Below are 18,007 nucleotides of genomic sequence, written 5' to 3' on the forward strand. Positions count from 1 at the left end.
GAGAGAGCGGCACCCTTGCAACCCACCCATCGAGCGATAAGCTCGCAACCTTGGACTCTACGAAGTAGCTCGTGGCCCTAACAGCGGGGGCAGGTCAATGTCTCTGGGCTGCCTGAGCGGCTGATTCTATTTATGGGAGGTGCGAACCTGCTGTACGGAGCCTATTCGGTCTCGCTACTAATTCCAGGCCGCGCCACCTCCCGAGCAGTTGCAATGCTTGTGGCAGCGAATCTGTGCTGGGCCGCCGTGTGCGGTACTTTAGCGGCGTCGTACGGCGGTTTAGCGTCGCCGCTGGGTATAGTCTGGCTAATTCTGGAAGGGGTGTTTCTCGCGGTGCTAGCCTTTCTGCAATGGCGCCATCGCCGCCAAATCGTGGCCTTCGGCTCTGCAGGGCGTTGCGTCGGAGCCTAACAGTTCGGCCAAGCCGACGCGTCTTCGCGGCGCGGCTTAACTCAGGTGTTATGGCCCCTCACGCACCTCCAGTGAGACGTCCGAAAGCGGCGAGAAACCCCAGATCGGACTCGCCAAGATTTGGCTACTCGATTGGGAGCCGCACGATGTCCTCATTTCAGCTGGTTGGTATCGATGCAGAACAGTTCGCCTCACTGTTCGACCTTTCAGATGAGCAACTTCGGCAAAGGGGCATAGTGCGGCTCGTGGCCGACAAGACTCCTGGCTTCCCGTGCCGCGTCAGCCTTGAGGACGCGAAGATCGGTGAGGAGCTCCTCCTGCTGCCATACGTCCACCAACCGGCCTCATCGCCCTATCGGGCATCCGGCCCCATCTTCGTCAGCCGTTCTCGCAAGCGGGCCAAACTTGCCGTCGGGGATGTGCCGCTATACGTAGCGCGTCGCGTGATTTCGGTTCGGGCCTACGACACACGTGACATGATGGTAAGCGCCGCTGTCTGTGATGGAACCGCCGTCGCGGCCCAGATCGATGAGTTCTTCCGTAATTCGGACATCCGCTACATTCACCTGCACAATGCCAAGCAGGGCTGCTTTTCGTGCCAGGTCAATCGAGTTTGAGAATTTCTCCGAGCGCCTCGTCGCGAACGTCAAGCAGCATGACTGCCTCGGCTAGGCTGCTATCGCGCGAGACAAGGCGAAGAATGCAAAAGGCAGTGGTGACTTCAACGTTGCCTGGGGCTTTTGTCAGGAGATGAAGGGGCACTATCTCGAACACGCCCTCCGGGAGCGATTCACTCCGGCATAGACGTTGGCACTCGACTCTTGTGTGAGCCAACCGCTTGCTGACATTCTTCGGCTAGAGGGAAAGCACCACGGTTCCTTGGTTCACATCGTCTACTGGGCCGCCCGCGATCCAAGTCCATTGAGAATCCAGCAACAAAGCTCACGCGAGTACACCGATGCCTTCAAGGCGACGGCCGTCCGACTCAGCGAGGTGCCAGGCGTGTCGGTCCAGGACGTCGCCGCGTTGCTCTACATCCATCCCTTCATGTTGTCTCGTTGGCGCAGGCCGGCGCGCTCGCAAGATAATGCGATTCGCTGTTCCTTAGGGTATCTTTTCATCGCTCAATCGAGCGAGCCTTGCCTTGGTCAACGGGGAAGTTGACGAGAACCGGGGCAGGTTCCATCACAACTGGGGGATGTGTATGTATTGGTTTGCCATTGCTGCGCTGACTATTGGTCTTGTTGCGCTTGTGCTCGGCTACCGAAAGAACAACCGCAACGTGCTGGCCGCCGCGGCTGTACTCCTGCTGGTCGCCGGCGGTGCCGAAGACTTCGTTGCCGGATTCCAGGAAGGCGCGTCAGGCGGGCAAACGGCTGTGGAAGCTACCGCCGGCCAGGTCTAAAAATTCGTCCAAGCCGGCGCCGCTTTGCGGCGCGGCTTAAATCAGGTGCAAGACCTACAAAAGGATTTACTTGAAATCATGAAAAGGCTTTCCCAATTCGCATCTGTCACGCTTGCTCTCGCCTTCGTTGCATCGGCATTCGCCAGAAGTGACGCATACAACGAGGGCTACGACTTAGGGCAGCAGATCGGCCGCTTCGTCAAGCAGTACACACCGAGTCTTGGCGTGACTTTGGCCGTGGCTGCAATTGGCTTTGCGTGCTGGCTTGTTGCCAGACGGCGCCGCTCGTGAGTAGAGCTAACAGAGCGTTCAAGTCGAAGCCGCTTTGCGGCTCGACTTCACCCTGATGTTGGGCGGCTAACAAGCAATGCTGGTGCTTGCTGCATTCCTAATCGTTGCTTTAGGTCTGGCTCACTCAGTTCTTGGTGAGCGTTTCATTCTTACCCGCCTGTTTCGGCGTTCAGATCTTCCGAAGATTCGTGGCAGCGTGGATTTCACCGTCCAGACGCTTCGATTCGCCTGGCACATCACCACCGTCGCGTGGTTTGGCCTTGCCGCGTTGGTGTTGGTTGCGAGTGAAGGACAACTCGACTCGCGAAGCGCCGTGCAGATCGTTGGCTACACCGCCATCGCCTCCGCCCTATTGCCGCTGTACGTCACCCGCGGCAAGCATCTCTCGTGGCTGGTCCTGTTCGTCATTGGCGGTCTCGCGCTTAGGTCGAGCGCCGCCTAACAAATCATTCAATTCGAAGCCGCATTTCGGCCCAACGTAGTTCAAGCGTTAGGGCTATCACTACAAGTTCCGGAGAATCGAATGAAAGCGCTTATGGTCCTATTGGTCGCCATGTCCAGCGGCGCATCCGGCACTGAGGCCCCAGGGGCTTCACCCGGCGAATCACTTCACGCAACGGTTGCGGCCTTGGACTCGGCGGTGTTTGATGCATTCAACCGCTGCAGCGACCCAGCACAACTGGAAAGGCACGCGGGATATTTTGCCGACGACGTTGAGTTCTATCACGACACGGGTGGAGTCACGTGGACCCGCGAAGAAATGCTGGCAAACACAAGGAAGTACGTATGCGGAAACTTCAGCCGGGAGCTGGTGCCTGGCACGCTCCAAGTCCACCCCATCAAAGACTTTGGAGCAATCTCGCAGGGCTCGCACCGCTTCTGCCAGTTTGCTGGCGGAAAGTGCGAGGGCTTGGCTGACTTCACCATGATCTGGCGGTATAAGGACGGGGCATGGCAGGTAACTCGCGTGCTGAGTTACGGTCATCGGACTGCTGACGGTGGGTCCTGATCGTTTGCTCAGCCCGGCCCCGCTCCGTTGCGGCATTGGGCAGCGCTGATATCCGTGCCGCCTTTCGCTTCTGCTACGCGTCGCGACTTAACACGTACTCCCAAATGCCACCCGCGCCGCTGCCTCGATACTTGTCGAAATTCTGGTGTTGACTGCCTCAGGAGGTCGCATGAAGTCTGGAAGTTGTCACTGCGGTGCCGTCCGGTTCACCGTCGAAGGCGAGATCGATCAGGCCATTGAGTGCAATTGTTCGCATTGCAGTCGAAAGGGCTTCCTGTTGTGGTTCGTCCCCCGTCCCGCACTGACCCTTGAATCAGGTGCAGATCGGCTCACCACGTACACGTTCAACAAGCACGTGATCCAGCACCAGTTCTGCTCGGTCTGTGGCGTGCAACCCTTTGGACTGGGCAGCATGCCGGATGGTACGCAGATGGCCGCTATCAACATCCGTTGCCTTGAGGACGTAGACCTTGATGCAGTCCCGCGCATCCCGGTCAATGGACGCGAGTCCTGATCGGGTCGCTGCTCGCAGTTCGCTCAAGCAACGCCGCTCGGCACGGCGGCTTGATAGCCGCCGACATCTACAAGGAAAGTACCCATGAAGGCCACAGTGCTACTTCTAAAGGCGGTCCTGGTTGCAGTGCTTTTGTTGCATGTCCCAACCTCCCTCTCGCGGCAAGTCACTGTAAATGACATGCCGGCAAGGCCTGACGACGTAAGCACCCTGGATGGGCTGATGCGTGCGTTCTATGAGGCTGTGAACATAGGTCCGGATGACGCCAGGCAATGGGACCGGGACAGGACGCTCTACGTTCCGTGGATCCGGTTCGTGGCGACGTCCGTCGACAGCAAGGGACAGGTCAAGGTTCGTAGCTGGACGCATCAGCAATACGTCGAGGCAACCGAGCCTCTGGTCGCACATGGTTTCAAAGAGTGGGAAGTTTCGAGAAAGACGCAGACCTACGGAAACATCGCGCACATCGATTCGGTCTATGCCGGTGAGGCCACTGAAGATGGAAAAGTGGAGCGTTTCCGGGGGGTGAACAGCATCGAGGCCTACTTTGATGGCACGCGATGGTGGATCAGCAGCGTCATGTGGATGTCGGAGTCACCCAATCACCCCATCCCTCCGATGTACCTTGAGAAGCATTAGCGCCGGCCTGGGGATCTAGCCGATCCTCCAGGTCGCAGTTGCGTGTCAGCGCGCCATTGTCCTGGTCTCAACTCGGGCGGCGGTAAAAATTACGGACCCTTTGAAGGAATGACATGGAAAGCCGAATGGCGTCGCGTCTCCCCTCTTACGGGCTGACGCTTGCACTGCTGGTCGCGGTCGCTCAGCTCGCCTGGGAACAGACCCATGGCGGCGTGCAAAGCCACCATCTGCTGAACCGAGACGACCTTCCAGCCATTTCCAACTTGTGGGGTTTGGTGGTGCTTCCCGCGCTGGGGTGGCTCGCGTCTGTGGTCGTTGCCTGCCGCGTTGCCTCCGGGAAAGGCGCGATTGACCAGGCGCTCGTCGCTTTCGTCGGGGCGCTGATTCTCGGCGCCTCATTGTCAGTGGCTTTTGCTGCTGGCTACGACTCGGTGACCTCAGGACTGTTCTTTGGTGCCTTGTTGGCGGGTCTGGTGCTGCGTACCTACAGGGCCGAGTATGCGTTCGGCTTCGTTTTGGGCATGACGTTCGTGTTTGGCGCGGTGCTGCCCACGATGGTCGCCACGGTGGCGGCGGCCATTTCGGCCGTGGCGCATCTGCTGGTGCGCCCCCTGGTCGCTGTGGCCGTTCGGCGCGCGCGGGCCTGAGGCTGCCCTATGTTCCGAGCGCGCACGCTCAAGATCCTCGGGCTGCTCCTGCTGGCGTATGGACTCTTGTGGCTGCCTGCGGCCTTCTGGCCGCCGTACCTGGACTCCCCGATAGGCGTGCTGTTGGCGGCGCCCCTGCTATCGGTCTACCTGTTCCATAAGGTCGGGGTCCCAGGCCTGTTGGAGCACAACGGGCTGTGTGGCTGGGGGTGGTGCGCGCCCACGACGTTCGGGTGGCTGTTCGTTGCGTTCGTTTTGCTGGTGGCGGTGTGGCTAGTGGCGTGGGGCATCGCTGCGCTGACAGCGAGCGGAACGTCACGATAAGCTCGGTGCTTATGCCGCACGGCGAGCGCCCGGCAGTTGCATCAAGCCGGAGCCGCCCGGCGCCTTCGCCCATCACTGGCGTCATCCCGCATGGACCGATTGATTCAGCCCTTGGCGTTTGGACACGAGGCGGTAGCGCTGCTTGCCGCTTGCGGATTGCCCACCTCGGATCTGGTCGATTCGCCGGAGGTGCGCCTGTTTGGCCACAGGGCGGGTCAAACCTTGACCGGGATTGTTGGCCTGGAACTCCTGGGCGAGGACGCGCTGCTCCGCTCGCTTGCCGTAGCGCCACAGGAGCGCGGCACCGGCTTGGGCGCCGCGCTGGTGTCCTTCGCTGAGAAGCAGGCGTCCGAGCGTGGCGCGCGTTCGATCTACCTGCTCACCACCACTGCCCGCGCGTTCTTTGAGCGTCTGGGCTATGCGTGCGCCACGCGGGGGGAGGCGCCCCCCGCAATGGCGGCTACTCGCCAATTCGCAGGCGTGTGCCCGTCTTCGGCGACCTTCATGGTCAAGCGACTTACTCTTCTTCGTCCGGCCCGCGGGGAGCCGTCCGGCTAGCGTCCTTTTTCTGCAGCTGCTCGCCCTGCTCGGCATCCGCCTGCGCGTATTCGCGCTTCGCCTTTTCGAAGTCCTGCTTCTGGCGCAGTTCATCGGGTTGGTAGGGCTTGTTCATATTCGCCTCCGTTGGGTTGTAGGCGTGAGCCTGCACCGGCGGGTGGCAAGGGGCCGTGAGTGTGGGGCGGCGCGGCGGGGGACCCTTGGGGCCCGGGGATCACTTGCGCCGTCGTGCCGTCGCCCGTGTCGGCAACTGCAACCCCGCCTTGACCACGTCGAACACCATCCGCGTTTCGTAGCGCCGGATGGTGCCTTCGTCCACGAACAGGCGCTCAGCGACTTCGCGGCAGTGGGCCAGGCCGGTGGTGGCCAGGATCACCAGGTAGTCCCAGTCGCCGGCCAGCACGTAGCACTGCTGCACCTCCGGCGCGGCGCGCATGCGAGCGGTAAACGCGGCGTGGCGCTTGGCGCCTTCGCGCTCCATCGCCACCAGCACCGAGGCCAGGGTGACACTGGGCAACTGGCGGGCATCCAGCACGCCGACCTGCCGCAGCAGGCCGCTGGTGCGGTAGCGGGTGATGCGTCGCTGCACGGCGCTGGCCGACAGGCCCACCGCCTCGCCCAGCGCGGTCAGGGTGGTGTCGGCGTCGCGCTGCAGCAGCTCGAGTAGACGATGGTCGAATTCGTCGAGCGAGGGCAGGGAGTCCATGCAAGATTTTTGCGTGATGGCGCATTAATTTTCAACCGACGTGCGTGGGCAGCGGCTACGCTGATGGCACTCGTCGCCTGATCGGCGCCGGGGGACGGCTCGCAGGAGCGACCGCCCCGGCGCGTTTGGCGTGCGCGAGATTCCGCCCCTGACCGCGGGCCGCCGCCATGGCGGACGGTCTGGCAACGACTTCCCCCCGAGTCCCCACTGCATGAGCCACGCCGCTTCCGCCCGCCCCGCATCACCCGCCGCCATCGCTTTCGCGCTGGGGTCGGTGTACGTGCTGTGGGGCTCCACCTATCTGGCGATCCGCTTCGCGCTGGAGAGCTACCCGCCGTTCCTGCTGGGGGCCATCCGCATGGCGCTGGCGGGCGCGATCATGTACGCGCTGCTGCGCGCGCGCGGCGAGGCCCGGCCCACCGGCCGGCAGTGGCGCACGCTGTGGGTGCTGTCGATCTGGATGGTGCTGCTGTCCAACGGCCTGGTGAACCTGGCCGAGACCGAGGTCGGGTCCGGACTGGCCGCCATTGCGGTGGCGTCGATGCCGCTGTTTGCGGGCGTGTTCGCGATGCTGCGTGGGCGCCACCCGTCGAAGATCGAGTGGGTGGGCCTGGTGGTCGGTTTCCTGGGTGTGCTGTGGCTCAACGCGGGCAGTGCGTTGTCGTCGTCGATGCTGGGGCTGGTGTGCCTGGTGATCGCGCCCATTGCGTGGGCGTGGGGCTCGATCTGGAGCCGCGACCAGGACCTGCCGGGGCCCTTCATGTCGGCGGCCGGCCAGATGCTGACGGGCAGCATCTGGATGCTGCTGGCGGCGCTGGTCACCGGTGAGCGCTTCGACGGCATGCCGTCGGGCGGCGCGACCGCGGCGCTGCTGTACCTGGTGGTGGCCGGCTCGATCTTTGGCTTCACCGCCTACATCTGGTTGCTGCATCACGTGCGGCCGGCGCTGGCGACCAGCTACGCCTACGTCAATCCGCCGATTGCGGTGCTGTTCGGCGCGCTGCTGGCGGGCGAGCGCTTCACCGCGCATGACCTGGGCGCGATGGCGGTGATCCTGGCCGGCGTGGTGATCATCACCCTGGCCAAGGCACGCGCCGCCAAGCCGGTGGAGCCGCCTGCCGAATCCGAGCCCGCGGCATGAACGCCGGCACCCGAATCGACCGCGCCGGCTTGTGGGGCGCGGTGGCGTCGTTCGTGCTGTGGGGGCTGATGCCGCTGTACTGGCACCTGCTCAAGGTGGTGCCGTCGCTGCAGATCGTGCTGCACCGGATCGTTTGGAGCGCGTTGCTGGTGTCGCTGTGGCTGGTGGTGACGCAGGGCGGCGGCTGGTGGCGCAAGGTGAAGGCGCGCCCGCGCGCCGCGGCGATGCTGGGCGTCACCAGCGTGCTCATCACCTTCAACTGGGGCCTGTACATCTGGGCGGTGAATGCCGGCCACGTGATCGAAGGCAGCCTAGGTTATTACATCAATCCGCTGGTCAACGTGGTGCTGGGCGTGCTGGTGCTGCGCGAGCGCCTGAACGTGGCGCAGTGGGTGGCCGTCGGTCTGGCCGGTGTTGGCGTGCTGTGGCTGACGTTCGCGCTGGGGCAAGTGCCATGGATCGCGCTCGGGTTGGCGCTGTCGTTCGGCGCGTATGGCCTGCTGCGCAAGATCCTCGCGGTGGATGCTGTGATCGGGCTGGGCGTGGAAGGGGCGTACCTGTTCCTGCCGGCGCTGGTGGCGCTGGTCTGGTTCGAGGTGGCGGGGCAGGGCCATTTCACCTCTGGCTGGGGGCCGGGCATCGACCTGCTGCTGGTGTTTGGTGGGGCGCTGACCGCGTTGCCGCTGATCGGTTTTGCGTTCGCGGTGCGCCGCGTGCCGTACACCATCGTCGGCATGCTGCAGTACATCTCGCCGACGCTGCAATTGGTGCTCGGCGCGCTGGTCTTCGGCGAGGCCTTCCCACGCGAGCGGATGCTGGGCTTCGCGTTGATCTGGGTGGGGTTGGCGGTGTTTGCGGTTGACGGCTGGCGGCAATCGCGGCGCCGGGCACCGCTCGCAAAGACGCCATTGGAGCAGTAGGGCCCGACGTCGCGTACAGCGCGGCGCGGGCGCGCATGACGCTGCGGCGCGGCTACCGATTCACTGGGGGCGGGGCGATCAGGTCGCCCGCAACGCCTCGGTCACCGGAATCCGCGCCGCACGCAGAGCGGGCATCAAACCGCCCAGGAAGCCGATTAAGAGTGCCCACGCCAGCCCCTGCGCGAGCAGCGCCGGGGTCACCGCGAAGTTGAACGCCACCTGCGTGAACGAGCCGGGGCTCAGCGTGGACACGCTGTAACCGTTGAACATCAGGTAGGCCAGCAACGCGCCGAGCAGGCCGCCGGCCACCGCCAGCACCAGCGCCTCGGCCATCACCGAGGCGATCACCGGCAGACGGCCAAAGCCGAGTGCGCGCAGCGTGCCGATCTCGCGCGTGCGTGCCGACACCGCCGAGTACATGGTGTTGAGCGCGCCGAACAGCGCGCCGATCGCCATGATCACGGTGATCACATTGGTCAGCAGGCCGATCAGGAAGGTCAGCGTCTCCGACTGCTTGCTGAAGTACTCCAGCTCCGGCTCCACGTCCACGGTGAGCTGCGGGTCGTTCTTCAGCCGCTCGCGGAAGCCGTCGAAGGCGGCGACGCTGGTCATCTGCGCGAGCACCGAGGAATAGCCGCTGCGGTCGAAGGCGTTCTGTACCGATTCGGTGTCGGCCCACAGTTCGGACTCGTGGCCATCGCCGTCGGATTCGAACACGCCGACGATGCGCCAGTCCGAGCCCTTGAAGCGCAGCGTGCGCCCCACGTCCAGACCGTCGAACTGGCGCTGCGCGGCCACGCCCACCACCAGCTCCTGCAGCCCGGGACGCATGCGCCGGCCCTGCACGACAGTCAGCTCGGGGCGCAGCTCGAACGCGTTGGGCTCCACGCCGCGCAACGTGACGTTGGTGCCGCCGCTCTGGCCTTTGCGCGCCACTTCGGTGATCACGATGATCTCGCCCGACGCCAGTGGCAGCCCGTCACGGCCGCGCGCGATGGCCGGGTCCTGCTTGATCAGGGTGACCAGGGCGCGGTCGAGGAAGCTGGACAGCTCCGCCGTGCTGCCGCCACGCAGGACCACCGCGCGGTCCATGCGCCCGGTGGTGCCCAGCGTGCGGGTGAGGCCGGCGGACATCGACAGCATCGCCACCAGCACCGCCACCACGCCGGCGATGCCGACCACGATCACCAGCGAGGCGCCCCAGCGTTGCGGGATGCTCTGCAGGTTCATCCACACGATCTCGCGGATCTGGCGCAGGGGGTTCATGTCAGCGCCCCGCCAGTGCATCGACAATCTTCAGCCGCATTGCATACAGCGCGGGCGGCAGACCGACCGCAGCGGTCAGCACCAGTACCGCCGCGGTCACGAACAGCCACACGCGCCGATCCGGCTGCAGCGGCGGGAACTCCGGCGGCAGGTGTGCGGTGATCACCGCAGCCAAGCCCATGCCCAGTCCCGCACCCAGCGCGCACAGCAGGAACGCTTCGGCCAGCACCAGCCACAGCACGATGCGGTCGGTGAAGCCCAGGCACTTGAGCACCGCCAACTCGGGCACGCGCTCGCGCACGGCCTGGCTCATGGTGAACCCGGTGAGGATCAGGATGGTGAAGAACACCGCGCCGGAGATGGCATTCATGATGAAGCCGATGTCGCCGAACTGGCGCAGGAAATTGAGCTGGAAGTCCTGCTCGTTCTGGGTCTTGGTCTCGTCGGCGGAATTGGCGAAGCGGCGGTCGATCTCCGCGGCGACGCGCGGCGAATCCAGCGGGTCCGCCACGCGCACGATGAACACGCCGGCCAGGCCTTTCGCGCGTTCGCTGCGTGCCTCGTCGAACTGGCCGTAGTTGAGGTACATGATGCCGGCCTGGTCCTGCCACTTCTGGTCGCGGCCGTCGAAGATGCCGACGACGCGCCACTCCCAGATGCGGCTGCCATCGGCCTTGGTCCAGATGAAGCTGTTGAGCGGCACGATGTCGCCCAGCTTCCAGCCGTATTTGTCGGCAAGGTTGCGGCCGACGATGGCGCCGTCCTGGGTGGAGACGAAGGCGCGCCACTGGTCCTCGGGCATGACCCATTCGGGGTAGGTGTCACGCAGGCGCTGCGGGATCACCGCGAACTGCGGGAAGCCCGCGCGCTCATCGCGGTACTGGCCGCCGAAGAACTGCGAGGTAGCCACGCGCTCCACGCCAGGCACCGCTTCCAGCTGCGGCATCCGCCGCATCGGCAATGGCTGGGTGAAGCTGGTCTTGGCCTGCACGATCAGCCGGTTGGCGCCGAGGAAATCCGCGCCGGAATTGAACAGCGAGTTCACCGCCTGCAGCAGCCCCAGCAGCAGGAACGCCGCAGTCAGCGAGGCCAGCGTGAACCCGGTCCGCGTCTTCTTGCGGAACAGCGAGCCCCACACCAGTGGCAGGTATTTGCGCAGCATGGGTCAGTGCCCGACATCCAGCGGCTCGTCGACCAGCGTGCCCTTGTCCAGGTGCACGGTGCGCTGGGCGTATTCGGCGGCCTTGGGGTCGTGGGTGACCATGACGATGGTCTTGCCGAAGTCGCGGTTGAGCTGCTGCAGCAGCGTCAGCACCTCGTCGGCAGTCTTGCGGTCCAGGTCGCCGGTGGGCTCGTCGCAGATCAATAGCAGCGGGTCGGACACCAGCGCGCGCGCGATGGCGACGCGCTGCTGCTGGCCGCCGGACAATTCGTTGGGCTTGTGCCTGGCGCGATCGCCCAGGCCGACCAGTTCCAAGGCCACGCTGGCGCGGCGCGCGCGCTCGGCCGTGCCCATGTCGGTCAGCAGCAGCGGCAACTCCACGTTCTTCTGCGCGGTCAGCACCGGCATCAGGTTGTAGCTCTGGAAGATGAAGCCGACGGTGTCGGCGCGCCACGCGGCCAGCGCGTCGCCGTCCAGGTCGTCGATGGCCACACCGTCCACGCGCAGCTCGCCGTCGGTGGGCGAGTCCAGCCCGCCGATCAGGTTGAGCAGGGTGGTCTTGCCCGAGCCCGACGGCCCCATCAGCGCGACGAAATCGCCATGCGGGATGTCGAGGTTGATGTGGTGCAACACCTCGATGCGTTCCTTGCCGCGCTCGTAGGTCTTGGTCAGGTCGCGGATCTGCACCAGGGGGCGCGGGTCGCCTGCCTCCATGTCCGTGTCCGCTTGTGACGACGGTGAAGTGGAATGTGCGTGCATGGGCTCACCGCTTGTCAGCGGCGGTGGTCACGCGCTGGCCATCGCGGAGCTTGGCCGGCTCCAGCGCCACCGCTTCGTCCGGCTTGAGCCCGGCGATGACGTGGCGGTCGGCGTCGCGCACTTCGGCCAGTTGCACCTCGCGCTGCGTGGCCTTGCCGTCGGCCACGACGAAAACATGGCCGGTCTTCGCGCGTTCGGCGGCCTTGGCGTCGGTGCCCTCGGGCAACACGATGGCCTTCGACGGAATCCACACACCCACCGGCTTGGGCGCATTGGCCCCGGCCTTCTCCAGGAAACTCACGCGCACGCCCATGTCCGGCACGATGCGCGGGTCCTTCTGTGCCAGCGCGATGCGCACCTTGACCGTGGCCTTGGTGCGATCTGCGGTGGGGATGATGGCGATGACCGCGCCGGGGATGCGCCAGTCCGGATACGCGTTGAGCACGGCTTCGATCGGCATGCCCGGCTGCACGCGGCCGATGTAGGCCTCGTTGACGTCGACCTGCACTTCCAGCGAATCCATGTCGACGATGGTGCCGATGCCGGTGCGGGTGAAACCGCCGCCAGCCGAAATCGGCGACACGATCTCACCCGGCTGCGCGGCCTTGGCGGTGACCACGCCAGCGAACGGCGCGCGCACCACGGTGTTGTCCACGCCAATCTCGGCCACCTGCAGCTGGCGGCCGGCGACGGTGGCGTTGCGCTGCACGCTGGCCAACTGTGCGCGCAAGGCGTCGCGCTGGGCGACGGCCTGGTCGTACTGTGCGCGCGCGACCAGCTTGTCGCGCACGAGCGCCTGCAGGCGCGTGGCTTGGGCTTCGGCTTCGCGCAGTTGCGCCTGCACCTGCGCGGCCTGGCTGCGGGCGGCGGCGAGCTGCGCGCCGGCCAGTTCGCGTTGCGCATCAGCGTCCAAGGGGTCGAGGCGGGCCAGCACCTGGCCTTCCTCCACCTTCTGGCCTTCCTCGATCAGCACCTCTCGCACCTTGCCGGTGACCTTGGACGACACCGTGGCGATGCGCCGCGCGACGATATAACCGGAGGCGTCCAGCACGGAGGCGTTGGCGGGGTCGGCGGCGTCGCGCGCCGGTGCGGTCTCGACCGGGACGGGGCGGTTCATGCCCATCGCCACCAACACACCCAGCAACACCACGCCCGTGCCGACGACCCAGGGCCACTTGCGGCGCTTGGCGCCCTTGGCGCCAGGGCGGCGCTCGATACGCAGCTGCTTGAGCATCTCTTGCGGGCGGTTCATGCGGTCGTCCGTTACGGGCATGGTGCGCAGTGTGACGGCGATCGCGTGGCGTCGCCATCCTGCCGGAAGTCAGCAGTTGCGTCGCGCATCTGCGACGGTGTCACGCCGAAGGCGGGCTGGCCTCGGCGATGACACTCTGCAGGGCACGCAGGTGGCGATCGAGTGCGGCGCGGCCGCTGTCGGTCAGCGAATACCACGTCACCGGCTTGCGGTCGGCGAAGTCGCGCCGCAGGTCGAGGTAGCCCACGTCTTCCAGCTTGCGCAGCTGCGCGCCGAGGTTGCCATCGGTGAGCTCCAGCTGCTGCTTGAAGCGGGCGAAGCTGATCTCGCCATGCCGCGCCAGCAGCACGGCGATGGCCAGCCGCACCCGGTGCTCAAGCGCGGCGTCCAAGCTGTCCAGCGCCTTCACTGCAGCGCCCCGGCCTTGCGCTGGCGCTGCGCCGACAGGCCGGCCCAGGCCAGCGACGCCGCAATCACGACGCCGCTGACGGTCCACGCATAGGGTGGGCGTGCGACCACCATCACCCCGTACGCGGCCAGCATCAGCAACCCGCTCCACAGGATCGGGCGATTGAGGTGCAGGCCAGCGTAGGCATAGGCCAGGCCGGTCACCAGCATGAAGGTGGCGACGGTGGTTTCGGCCGAGGCCCGGCCCAGCACCAGCGGCAGCGCGACGAGCAGGAACCCGACGCCGGCGATCAGCCAGTGATAGCCGTAGCGCTTGCCCAGCTCAGGGTCGTTGACGCCGGTAATGCGTGCATCGCGGGCGCCCAACCACCAGCTGAGCAGACCGCCGCCGATGCCGGCGACAAACCAGTAGGCGCCGGCACCGTGCGGGGCGAAGTCGGGCAAGGCGAAGCCGACCACCACGATCAGCGCCCACAGGAAGTAGATGGCAGGGGTGCCCACCGGGCGCTCGTGGTGGCGAACGGCGCGGGAGAGGTAGTCCAGATCCTGCTGGAGGCGGTCGGCGTGCGTCATGGCGGGCTCCTTGCGTGTGAATCGGTTGGCGAGTTAGCAGAGTACTCTGAAATGCAGGGTTGTCAATCGACCCGATAGGGGCCACGCGTCGGTGGCCGCCCAAGGGAGTCCGCTCAGCCGCAGTGGCCTAGATCTGTGCCTTCAACAGGGCGTAGGCAGCGCGCAGGCCCTGCGCCTCGCCGCCGGCGGGGCGACCGGGGCGGTCGGCGTCGTTCCAGCTGTACACGTCGAGGTGGGCCCACTTCTGCCCGGCGGGCACGAAGCGCTCCAGGTACAGCGCGGCGGTGACGCTGCCGGCCATCTTCGACGGGCCGCCGTTGGCGATGTCAGCGATGCCGCTGGTGAGGTAGCGCCAGTACGGGCGCCACAGCGGCATGCGCCACAGCGGGTCGCGCAGCTGCACGCCGGCATCGAGCCATTGCTGCGCCAACGCATCGTCGTTGCTGAACAGTGCCGGCAGGTCGGGGCCCAGCGCGATGCGCGCGGCGCCGGTGAGCGTGGCGAAGTCGAGCAGCAGCGCCGGCTTCTGCTCGCCGGCGTAGGTCAGTGCATCGCACAGCACCACGCGGCCTTCGGCGTCGGTGTTGTCGATCTCCACGCTGAGGCCGGCGCGGGTGGCGATCACTTCGCCCGGGCGGTAGCTGTTGGGGCCGACGGCATTCTCGACCGCCGGCACCAGCAGGGTCATGCGCAGGGGTAGCTTGCGCGCCATCACCAGCTCGGCCAGCGCGATCGCATGCGCGGCGCCGCCCATGTCCTTCTTCATGTTGCGCATGCCATCGGCGGGCTTGAGGTCCAGGCCGCCGGTGTCGAAGCACACGCCCTTGCCGACGATGGTGACGTGCGGGTGCGATGCATCGCCCCAGGTCAGCGCGATCAGGCGCGGCGCGCGGTGGCTGGCGCGGCCGACGGCGTGAATCGCCGGGAAGTTCTTCGCCAGCAGGTCGTCGCCGCTGATGACTTCGATCTGCGCGCCGTGGCGCTCGGCAATTTCGCAGGCCACCTGCTCCAGCTGGTCGGGGCCCATGTGCTCGGTGGGGGTGTTGATCAGGTCGCGCGTGCGCAGGCAGGCGGCGAGCACGTCAGTCAGCTCGGCGGTGTCGCCATCCAGCACCAGTTGCGCCGGCTGGCGCAGCGGCTGCTTGTAGCGGCTGAAGCGATAGCTGCCCAGGCCCCAGCCCAGCTGCAGCGCGGCGCGCTGCTCGGGCACCAGCGCGGTGGCCAGCGCCCACGCGCGCGCCGGCAGCGCAGTCGGCGCGTGGCCGTACGCGTACGGGTCCAGCGCATCGCCGACGCCGATCACCGCCCCGGCCAGCGCACCGTCGGCGCCGGGCAGGGTCAGCGCGCTGCCGGCGCTGCCGTCGAAGCCCTGCGCCTGCGTCCATGCGGCCACGTGTGCGGGCTGCGCGTCGCGCCAGGCGGCAAAGTCGGTGCGGCTGACCACGTGCAGCGGCAGGGCGGAGGCGGAAGCATCGGTGAAGCCGGTCGGCAGGGGCATGGGGTCAGCTCGTCGGTTGCGCCGCGTCCAGCCAGTCGGCCAGCGCCGCGAGGTTGGTGAATTGCAGGTCGGGTTGCACGTCGTGGCGCGTCCAGCGCCGGGACTCGCGGTTGATCCAACAGGTGCGCAGGCCGGCGCGGTGCGCGCCCACCACGTCGGCTTCGGGGTCGTCGCCCACGTGCAGCACGTGCTTCGGGTCGACGTCGAGTTGCGCGCAGGCGGCGTGGAAGATGCACGGCGAAGGCTTGGCCTTGCCATGCTCGCGGGCGCCCAACTGGAAGCGGAACAGGTGCATCAGGCCGATGCGCTCCAGGTCTGCGTTGCCGTTGCTGACCGCGGCCAGCGGCACGCGCGCAGCCATGCGGTCCAGCGCGGGCACGCTGTCGCCGTAATGCTTCACGTCGCAGCGGCCGGCGAAATAGGCCTCGTAGGCGGCGGGCATCAGTGCGACGTCATCGCCGGCCTCGGCCAGCATGCGCTCCAGCATCCACTGGCGCTGCACGGTCATGTCATGCGCCAGATGCGGACGTTCGCGATCAACCTGCTCACGCAGCTTGCGGCGCTTGGCCTGCGGCCAGCGGGCGAAGCTGCGCGGGGCGTGCCGCTTCATCCACGCGTCCAGTTGCTCCTCGGCGCGGTTGATCGCGGGGCCGATGGGCCAGAGGGTGTCGTCGAGGTCGAGGGTGATGGCAAGTACGGGGAAGCTCACCTCGTTATTTTACCCGTTGGCTCCTGGCCCTGCCGGAACCGGGGGTGACCCGTGGCCGGCGGCATTCGGGCGACTTGGCCCTTCCAAACGGAAGCGTGCCAGTGCCGTGAGGGGAGCCCCATTCAGGAGGTGCGGTGCCGGCAGGATCGGCCTGGGGCAGGGACCCTCACTCGAGCAAGCGGGCCCAGCCGTTCAAGCCCTCACTCCAGCAAGCGCGCCCAGCCCTCCAGGCCCTCGATCCGCTCCAGCACCAGCTTCACGCACACCAGCATCGGCACCGCCAGCAGCAGGCCGATGATGCCCCACAGCCAGCCAAACACCATCAGCGCCAGGATCAGCATCAGTGGCGAGATGGCCATGCGCTTGCCGAGCACGATGGGCGTGATGATCTGCCCTTCCAGCGTGTGCAGCAGCAGGTAGATGCCGGCCGGCAGCAGCGACTGCCAGACGTCGTCGAAGGTGACGAAGCCCATCAGCAGCATCACGATGATGCCGATCAGCGGCCCCACGTACGGGGCGAAGTTGAGCAGCGCGGCCATCGTGCCCCACATCAGCGCCTCCGCCATGGGCACGTCGAGCAGCATCAACGCGCCGGCGAACACCAGGCCGACCACGATGTTGATCAGGGTGATGGTCAGCACGTAGCGCGAGATCTCGTGCTCAATGGATTGCAGGATCTCCACGGTCAGCTTCTGCTGCTGGCGCCCGGGCAGCAGGGCCAACGCCTTCTTCTGCAGGTTCTGGCCGTAGACCATGAAGAAGAACGTGAGCAGTACCACCGCCAGCACCGACGCGGCCATGCGTGGCGTGGTGGTCAGGACCTTGTACGGGTCGTTGGCCTCGGTCTTGACCACTTGCACCGGCTTGCTGGTGCTCTCGCCACCGGCGGCGCGGGCGATGTTCTCGGCGGCCTTGTTGGCCTCCTGCACCGGCTTGACCATGCGTTGCAGCTTCGGCGCGACGCTGCGCATCTCGCGCGGCACCTCGCGCATCCAGTCGCCCACCGGCTCCACCAGCTGGCTGCCCAGCAGCACCGTGATGGCGATGCCGCCGCACAGCACGGCCAGTGCACCAAGGAACCGTGGGAAATGCAGCCGTTGCAGCCCGCGGATGATCGGGTTGCCGATCAGCGCGAAGAACATCGCCAGCAGGATCGGCAGCAGCAGGCCCTGCGTGGCCCACACGGTGAAGCCCACCGCCAGGGTCGCCAGGACGACCGCGGCCGTGCTGGAGCGGGGGCGCGGGGGGAGGTCGGCGTGGCTGGCGTGGGGTGTGCCCGAGCCGAGGGTGTTGGCGGACGGAGCGGCGCTATCGGAGCTGGTGGGAGCAGAAGGGGGCATGTGGTCGAGCGGCCAATCAGGCTTCAGGGGGACGCGGCGTTCCGGACGCTGCGCCGGGGGTGCCATGCACGGCGCGGGGAGCCGTATCCGTGACCGCCACAGCGGCGGTGTGCGCAGGGGCCGTCGGGCTACCCGTGACGGCTTCCGGCGAGACGGCAGCCGCTGCCTGACTGGCTTCGCTGGCGGCCTCGTCGGCGCTTTCGGCCGCGACCTGTGCGCTGCCGCTGGCCAGCATCCCCGACAGCGCGGTCAACATCTGCAGCCATTGCCCGCCGTTGCCGGCATTGCGCAGCGGACGTGCGCGACCGACCAGGAAGCCACTGACCAGCCCCGCCGTCACGATGCGCCCGGGTGTCCACGCCGTGCGCCAGGACGCCTTCAGCTGTGCCGTGTGGGCGACAACCGCGCGTTCGCGCGCTTCCAGCGCATCTTCCGCCTGGTGCACCTTTTCGATCAGTTGCTCGAATCCCATGGG

25 protein-coding genes are annotated in these 18,007 nt (G+C 66.4%); 13 read left to right on the top strand and 12 right to left on the bottom strand.

The window, feature by feature from the left end:
* Positions 1 to 557 precede the first annotated feature (557 nt).
* The 11 genes from ACYVBS_RS13335 (at position 558) to arsN2 (ending at position 5,798) form a co-directional block, all read left to right on the top strand.
* The gene (locus tag ACYVBS_RS13335) at positions 558 to 1,028 is read left to right on the top strand and encodes a DUF1203 domain-containing protein (RefSeq protein WP_460824206.1); all 471 of its coding nucleotides are present in this window, start codon (positions 558 to 560) and stop codon (positions 1,026 to 1,028) included.
* Positions 1,029 to 1,236: 208 nt separating this feature from the next.
* On the top strand, positions 1,237 to 1,575 hold the full coding sequence (locus ACYVBS_RS13340; RefSeq protein WP_460824208.1) for a transposase: 339 nt from the start codon (positions 1,237 to 1,239) through the stop codon (positions 1,573 to 1,575).
* 40 nt (positions 1,576 to 1,615) lie between these two features.
* Positions 1,616 to 1,816 (top strand): hypothetical protein, encoded by a 201-nt coding sequence (locus ACYVBS_RS13345; RefSeq protein WP_460824209.1) that lies wholly within the window; start codon positions 1,616 to 1,618, stop codon positions 1,814 to 1,816.
* A 78-nt stretch (positions 1,817 to 1,894) separates the two neighbouring features.
* Positions 1,895 to 2,107 carry a hypothetical protein gene (locus ACYVBS_RS13350; RefSeq protein WP_460824210.1) on the top strand — a complete coding sequence of 71 codons (213 nt, stop codon included), beginning with the start codon at positions 1,895 to 1,897 and terminating at the stop codon, positions 2,105 to 2,107.
* A 196-nt stretch (positions 2,108 to 2,303) separates the two neighbouring features.
* Entirely contained in the window at positions 2,304 to 2,549 is a 246-nt protein-coding gene (locus ACYVBS_RS13355; RefSeq protein ID WP_460824211.1) for a hypothetical protein, read from the top strand.
* 81 nt (positions 2,550 to 2,630) lie between these two features.
* Positions 2,631 to 3,116 (top strand): nuclear transport factor 2 family protein, encoded by a 486-nt coding sequence (locus tag ACYVBS_RS13360; protein WP_460824212.1) that lies wholly within the window; start codon positions 2,631 to 2,633, stop codon positions 3,114 to 3,116.
* A 169-nt stretch (positions 3,117 to 3,285) separates the two neighbouring features.
* Positions 3,286 to 3,630, top strand: coding sequence for a GFA family protein (locus ACYVBS_RS13365; RefSeq protein WP_460824213.1), 345 nt, complete (start codon positions 3,286 to 3,288; stop codon positions 3,628 to 3,630).
* Positions 3,631 to 3,714: 84 nt separating this feature from the next.
* The gene (locus ACYVBS_RS13370) at positions 3,715 to 4,269 is read left to right on the top strand and encodes a hypothetical protein (protein ID WP_460824214.1); all 555 of its coding nucleotides are present in this window, start codon (positions 3,715 to 3,717) and stop codon (positions 4,267 to 4,269) included.
* A gap of 125 nt (positions 4,270 to 4,394) precedes the next feature.
* Complete coding sequence (locus ACYVBS_RS13375) at positions 4,395 to 4,916, top strand: hypothetical protein (protein WP_460824215.1); 522 nt, start codon at positions 4,395 to 4,397, stop codon at positions 4,914 to 4,916.
* A 9-nt stretch (positions 4,917 to 4,925) separates the two neighbouring features.
* On the top strand, positions 4,926 to 5,240 hold the full coding sequence (locus ACYVBS_RS13380; protein WP_460824216.1) for a hypothetical protein: 315 nt from the start codon (positions 4,926 to 4,928) through the stop codon (positions 5,238 to 5,240).
* A 90-nt stretch (positions 5,241 to 5,330) separates the two neighbouring features.
* Positions 5,331 to 5,798, top strand: a complete 468-nt coding sequence (gene arsN2, locus ACYVBS_RS13385; protein ID WP_460824217.1) for an arsenic resistance N-acetyltransferase ArsN2 — start codon at positions 5,331 to 5,333, stop codon at positions 5,796 to 5,798.
* Here arsN2 and ACYVBS_RS13390 read toward each other — a convergent pair.
* Positions 5,758 to 5,913 carry a hypothetical protein gene (locus tag ACYVBS_RS13390; protein ID WP_460824218.1) on the bottom strand — a complete coding sequence of 52 codons (156 nt, stop codon included), beginning with the start codon at positions 5,911 to 5,913 and terminating at the stop codon, positions 5,758 to 5,760. The genes arsN2 and ACYVBS_RS13390 overlap by 41 nt on opposite strands.
* Positions 5,914 to 6,012: 99 nt before the next feature.
* Positions 6,013 to 6,504, bottom strand: a complete 492-nt coding sequence (locus ACYVBS_RS13395; RefSeq protein ID WP_460824219.1) for an Lrp/AsnC family transcriptional regulator — start codon at positions 6,502 to 6,504, stop codon at positions 6,013 to 6,015.
* A 211-nt stretch (positions 6,505 to 6,715) separates the two neighbouring features.
* On the opposite strand from ACYVBS_RS13395, the gene yedA reads away from it, so the two are divergent.
* Positions 6,716 to 7,645, top strand: a complete 930-nt coding sequence (yedA, locus tag ACYVBS_RS13400; RefSeq protein WP_460824220.1) for a drug/metabolite exporter YedA — start codon at positions 6,716 to 6,718, stop codon at positions 7,643 to 7,645.
* Positions 7,642 to 8,565: an EamA family transporter RarD gene (gene rarD / locus ACYVBS_RS13405; RefSeq protein WP_460824221.1), complete on the top strand. Its 924-nt coding sequence runs from the start codon at positions 7,642 to 7,644 to the stop codon at positions 8,563 to 8,565. The genes yedA and rarD overlap by 4 nt, the downstream gene beginning before the upstream one ends.
* Positions 8,566 to 8,643: 78 nt before the next feature.
* Here rarD and ACYVBS_RS13410 read toward each other — a convergent pair whose 3' ends face one another.
* The 10 genes from ACYVBS_RS13410 to ACYVBS_RS13455 all read right to left on the bottom strand — a co-directional run bounded on the left by ACYVBS_RS13410 (position 8,644) and on the right by ACYVBS_RS13455 (position 18,004).
* Positions 8,644 to 9,831 carry an ABC transporter permease gene (locus tag ACYVBS_RS13410; protein WP_460824222.1) on the bottom strand — a complete coding sequence of 396 codons (1,188 nt, stop codon included), beginning with the start codon at positions 9,829 to 9,831 and terminating at the stop codon, positions 8,644 to 8,646.
* 1 nt (position 9,832) lies between these two features.
* Positions 9,833 to 10,993, bottom strand: a complete 1,161-nt coding sequence (locus ACYVBS_RS13415) for an ABC transporter permease (RefSeq protein ID WP_460824223.1) — start codon at positions 10,991 to 10,993, stop codon at positions 9,833 to 9,835.
* A 3-nt stretch (positions 10,994 to 10,996) separates the two neighbouring features.
* Entirely contained in the window at positions 10,997 to 11,707 is a 711-nt protein-coding gene (locus tag ACYVBS_RS13420; protein ID WP_460824376.1) for an ABC transporter ATP-binding protein, read from the bottom strand.
* 49 nt (positions 11,708 to 11,756) lie between these two features.
* Positions 11,757 to 13,004 (bottom strand): efflux RND transporter periplasmic adaptor subunit, encoded by a 1,248-nt coding sequence (locus tag ACYVBS_RS13425; RefSeq protein WP_460824224.1) that lies wholly within the window; start codon positions 13,002 to 13,004, stop codon positions 11,757 to 11,759.
* A gap of 100 nt (positions 13,005 to 13,104) precedes the next feature.
* Positions 13,105 to 13,413 (bottom strand): transcriptional regulator, encoded by a 309-nt coding sequence (locus tag ACYVBS_RS13430; protein ID WP_460824225.1) that lies wholly within the window; start codon positions 13,411 to 13,413, stop codon positions 13,105 to 13,107.
* Positions 13,410 to 13,985 (bottom strand): hypothetical protein, encoded by a 576-nt coding sequence (locus tag ACYVBS_RS13435; RefSeq protein ID WP_460824226.1) that lies wholly within the window; start codon positions 13,983 to 13,985, stop codon positions 13,410 to 13,412. The genes ACYVBS_RS13430 and ACYVBS_RS13435 overlap by 4 nt, the downstream gene beginning before the upstream one ends.
* Positions 13,986 to 14,112: 127 nt before the next feature.
* Positions 14,113 to 15,483 carry a leucyl aminopeptidase family protein gene (locus ACYVBS_RS13440; protein ID WP_460824227.1) on the bottom strand — a complete coding sequence of 457 codons (1,371 nt, stop codon included), beginning with the start codon at positions 15,481 to 15,483 and terminating at the stop codon, positions 14,113 to 14,115.
* A gap of 4 nt (positions 15,484 to 15,487) precedes the next feature.
* Positions 15,488 to 16,192: an HAD family hydrolase gene (locus ACYVBS_RS13445; protein ID WP_460824228.1), complete on the bottom strand. Its 705-nt coding sequence runs from the start codon at positions 16,190 to 16,192 to the stop codon at positions 15,488 to 15,490.
* A gap of 200 nt (positions 16,193 to 16,392) precedes the next feature.
* Entirely contained in the window at positions 16,393 to 17,532 is a 1,140-nt protein-coding gene (locus tag ACYVBS_RS13450) for an AI-2E family transporter (protein ID WP_460824229.1), read from the bottom strand.
* 16 nt (positions 17,533 to 17,548) lie between these two features.
* Entirely contained in the window at positions 17,549 to 18,004 is a 456-nt protein-coding gene (locus tag ACYVBS_RS13455) for a hypothetical protein (RefSeq protein WP_460824230.1), read from the bottom strand.
* Positions 18,005 to 18,007: the final 3 nt, after the last annotated feature.

It is taken from the genome of Lysobacter olei (assembly GCF_054777355.1).

What these genes read in the sequence shown, in the direction of transcription:
- ACYVBS_RS13335 (WP_460824206.1), top strand. Translation starts at nt 558, where the DNA reads ATGTCCTCATTTCAGCTGGTTGGTATCGATGCAGAACAGTTCGCCTCA.
- ACYVBS_RS13345 (WP_460824209.1), top strand. Translation starts at nt 1,616, where the DNA reads ATGTATTGGTTTGCCATTGCTGCGCTGACTATTGGTCTTGTTGCGCTT.
- ACYVBS_RS13350 (WP_460824210.1), top strand. Translation starts at nt 1,895, where the DNA reads ATGAAAAGGCTTTCCCAATTCGCATCTGTCACGCTTGCTCTCGCCTTC.
- ACYVBS_RS13360 (WP_460824212.1), top strand. Translation starts at nt 2,631, where the DNA reads ATGAAAGCGCTTATGGTCCTATTGGTCGCCATGTCCAGCGGCGCATCC.
- ACYVBS_RS13365 (WP_460824213.1), top strand. Translation starts at nt 3,286, where the DNA reads ATGAAGTCTGGAAGTTGTCACTGCGGTGCCGTCCGGTTCACCGTCGAA.
- ACYVBS_RS13370 (WP_460824214.1), top strand. Translation starts at nt 3,715, where the DNA reads ATGAAGGCCACAGTGCTACTTCTAAAGGCGGTCCTGGTTGCAGTGCTT.
- ACYVBS_RS13375 (WP_460824215.1), top strand. Translation starts at nt 4,395, where the DNA reads ATGGCGTCGCGTCTCCCCTCTTACGGGCTGACGCTTGCACTGCTGGTC.
- ACYVBS_RS13380 (WP_460824216.1), top strand. Translation starts at nt 4,926, where the DNA reads ATGTTCCGAGCGCGCACGCTCAAGATCCTCGGGCTGCTCCTGCTGGCG.
- arsN2 (WP_460824217.1), top strand. Translation starts at nt 5,331, where the DNA reads ATGGACCGATTGATTCAGCCCTTGGCGTTTGGACACGAGGCGGTAGCG.
- ACYVBS_RS13390 (WP_460824218.1), bottom strand. Translation starts at nt 5,913, where the DNA reads ATGAACAAGCCCTACCAACCCGATGAACTGCGCCAGAAGCAGGACTTC.
- ACYVBS_RS13395 (WP_460824219.1), bottom strand. Translation starts at nt 6,504, where the DNA reads ATGGACTCCCTGCCCTCGCTCGACGAATTCGACCATCGTCTACTCGAG.
- yedA (WP_460824220.1), top strand. Translation starts at nt 6,716, where the DNA reads ATGAGCCACGCCGCTTCCGCCCGCCCCGCATCACCCGCCGCCATCGCT.
- rarD (WP_460824221.1), top strand. Translation starts at nt 7,642, where the DNA reads ATGAACGCCGGCACCCGAATCGACCGCGCCGGCTTGTGGGGCGCGGTG.
- ACYVBS_RS13410 (WP_460824222.1), bottom strand. Translation starts at nt 9,831, where the DNA reads ATGAACCCCCTGCGCCAGATCCGCGAGATCGTGTGGATGAACCTGCAG.
- ACYVBS_RS13415 (WP_460824223.1), bottom strand. Translation starts at nt 10,993, where the DNA reads ATGCTGCGCAAATACCTGCCACTGGTGTGGGGCTCGCTGTTCCGCAAG.
- ACYVBS_RS13420 (WP_460824376.1), bottom strand. Translation starts at nt 11,707, where the DNA reads ATGGAGGCAGGCGACCCGCGCCCCCTGGTGCAGATCCGCGACCTGACC.
- ACYVBS_RS13425 (WP_460824224.1), bottom strand. Translation starts at nt 13,004, where the DNA reads ATGAACCGCCCGCAAGAGATGCTCAAGCAGCTGCGTATCGAGCGCCGC.
- ACYVBS_RS13435 (WP_460824226.1), bottom strand. Translation starts at nt 13,985, where the DNA reads ATGACGCACGCCGACCGCCTCCAGCAGGATCTGGACTACCTCTCCCGC.
- ACYVBS_RS13440 (WP_460824227.1), bottom strand. Translation starts at nt 15,483, where the DNA reads ATGCCCCTGCCGACCGGCTTCACCGATGCTTCCGCCTCCGCCCTGCCG.
- ACYVBS_RS13450 (WP_460824229.1), bottom strand. Translation starts at nt 17,532, where the DNA reads ATGCCCCCTTCTGCTCCCACCAGCTCCGATAGCGCCGCTCCGTCCGCC.
- ACYVBS_RS13455 (WP_460824230.1), bottom strand. Translation starts at nt 18,004, where the DNA reads ATGGGATTCGAGCAACTGATCGAAAAGGTGCACCAGGCGGAAGATGCG.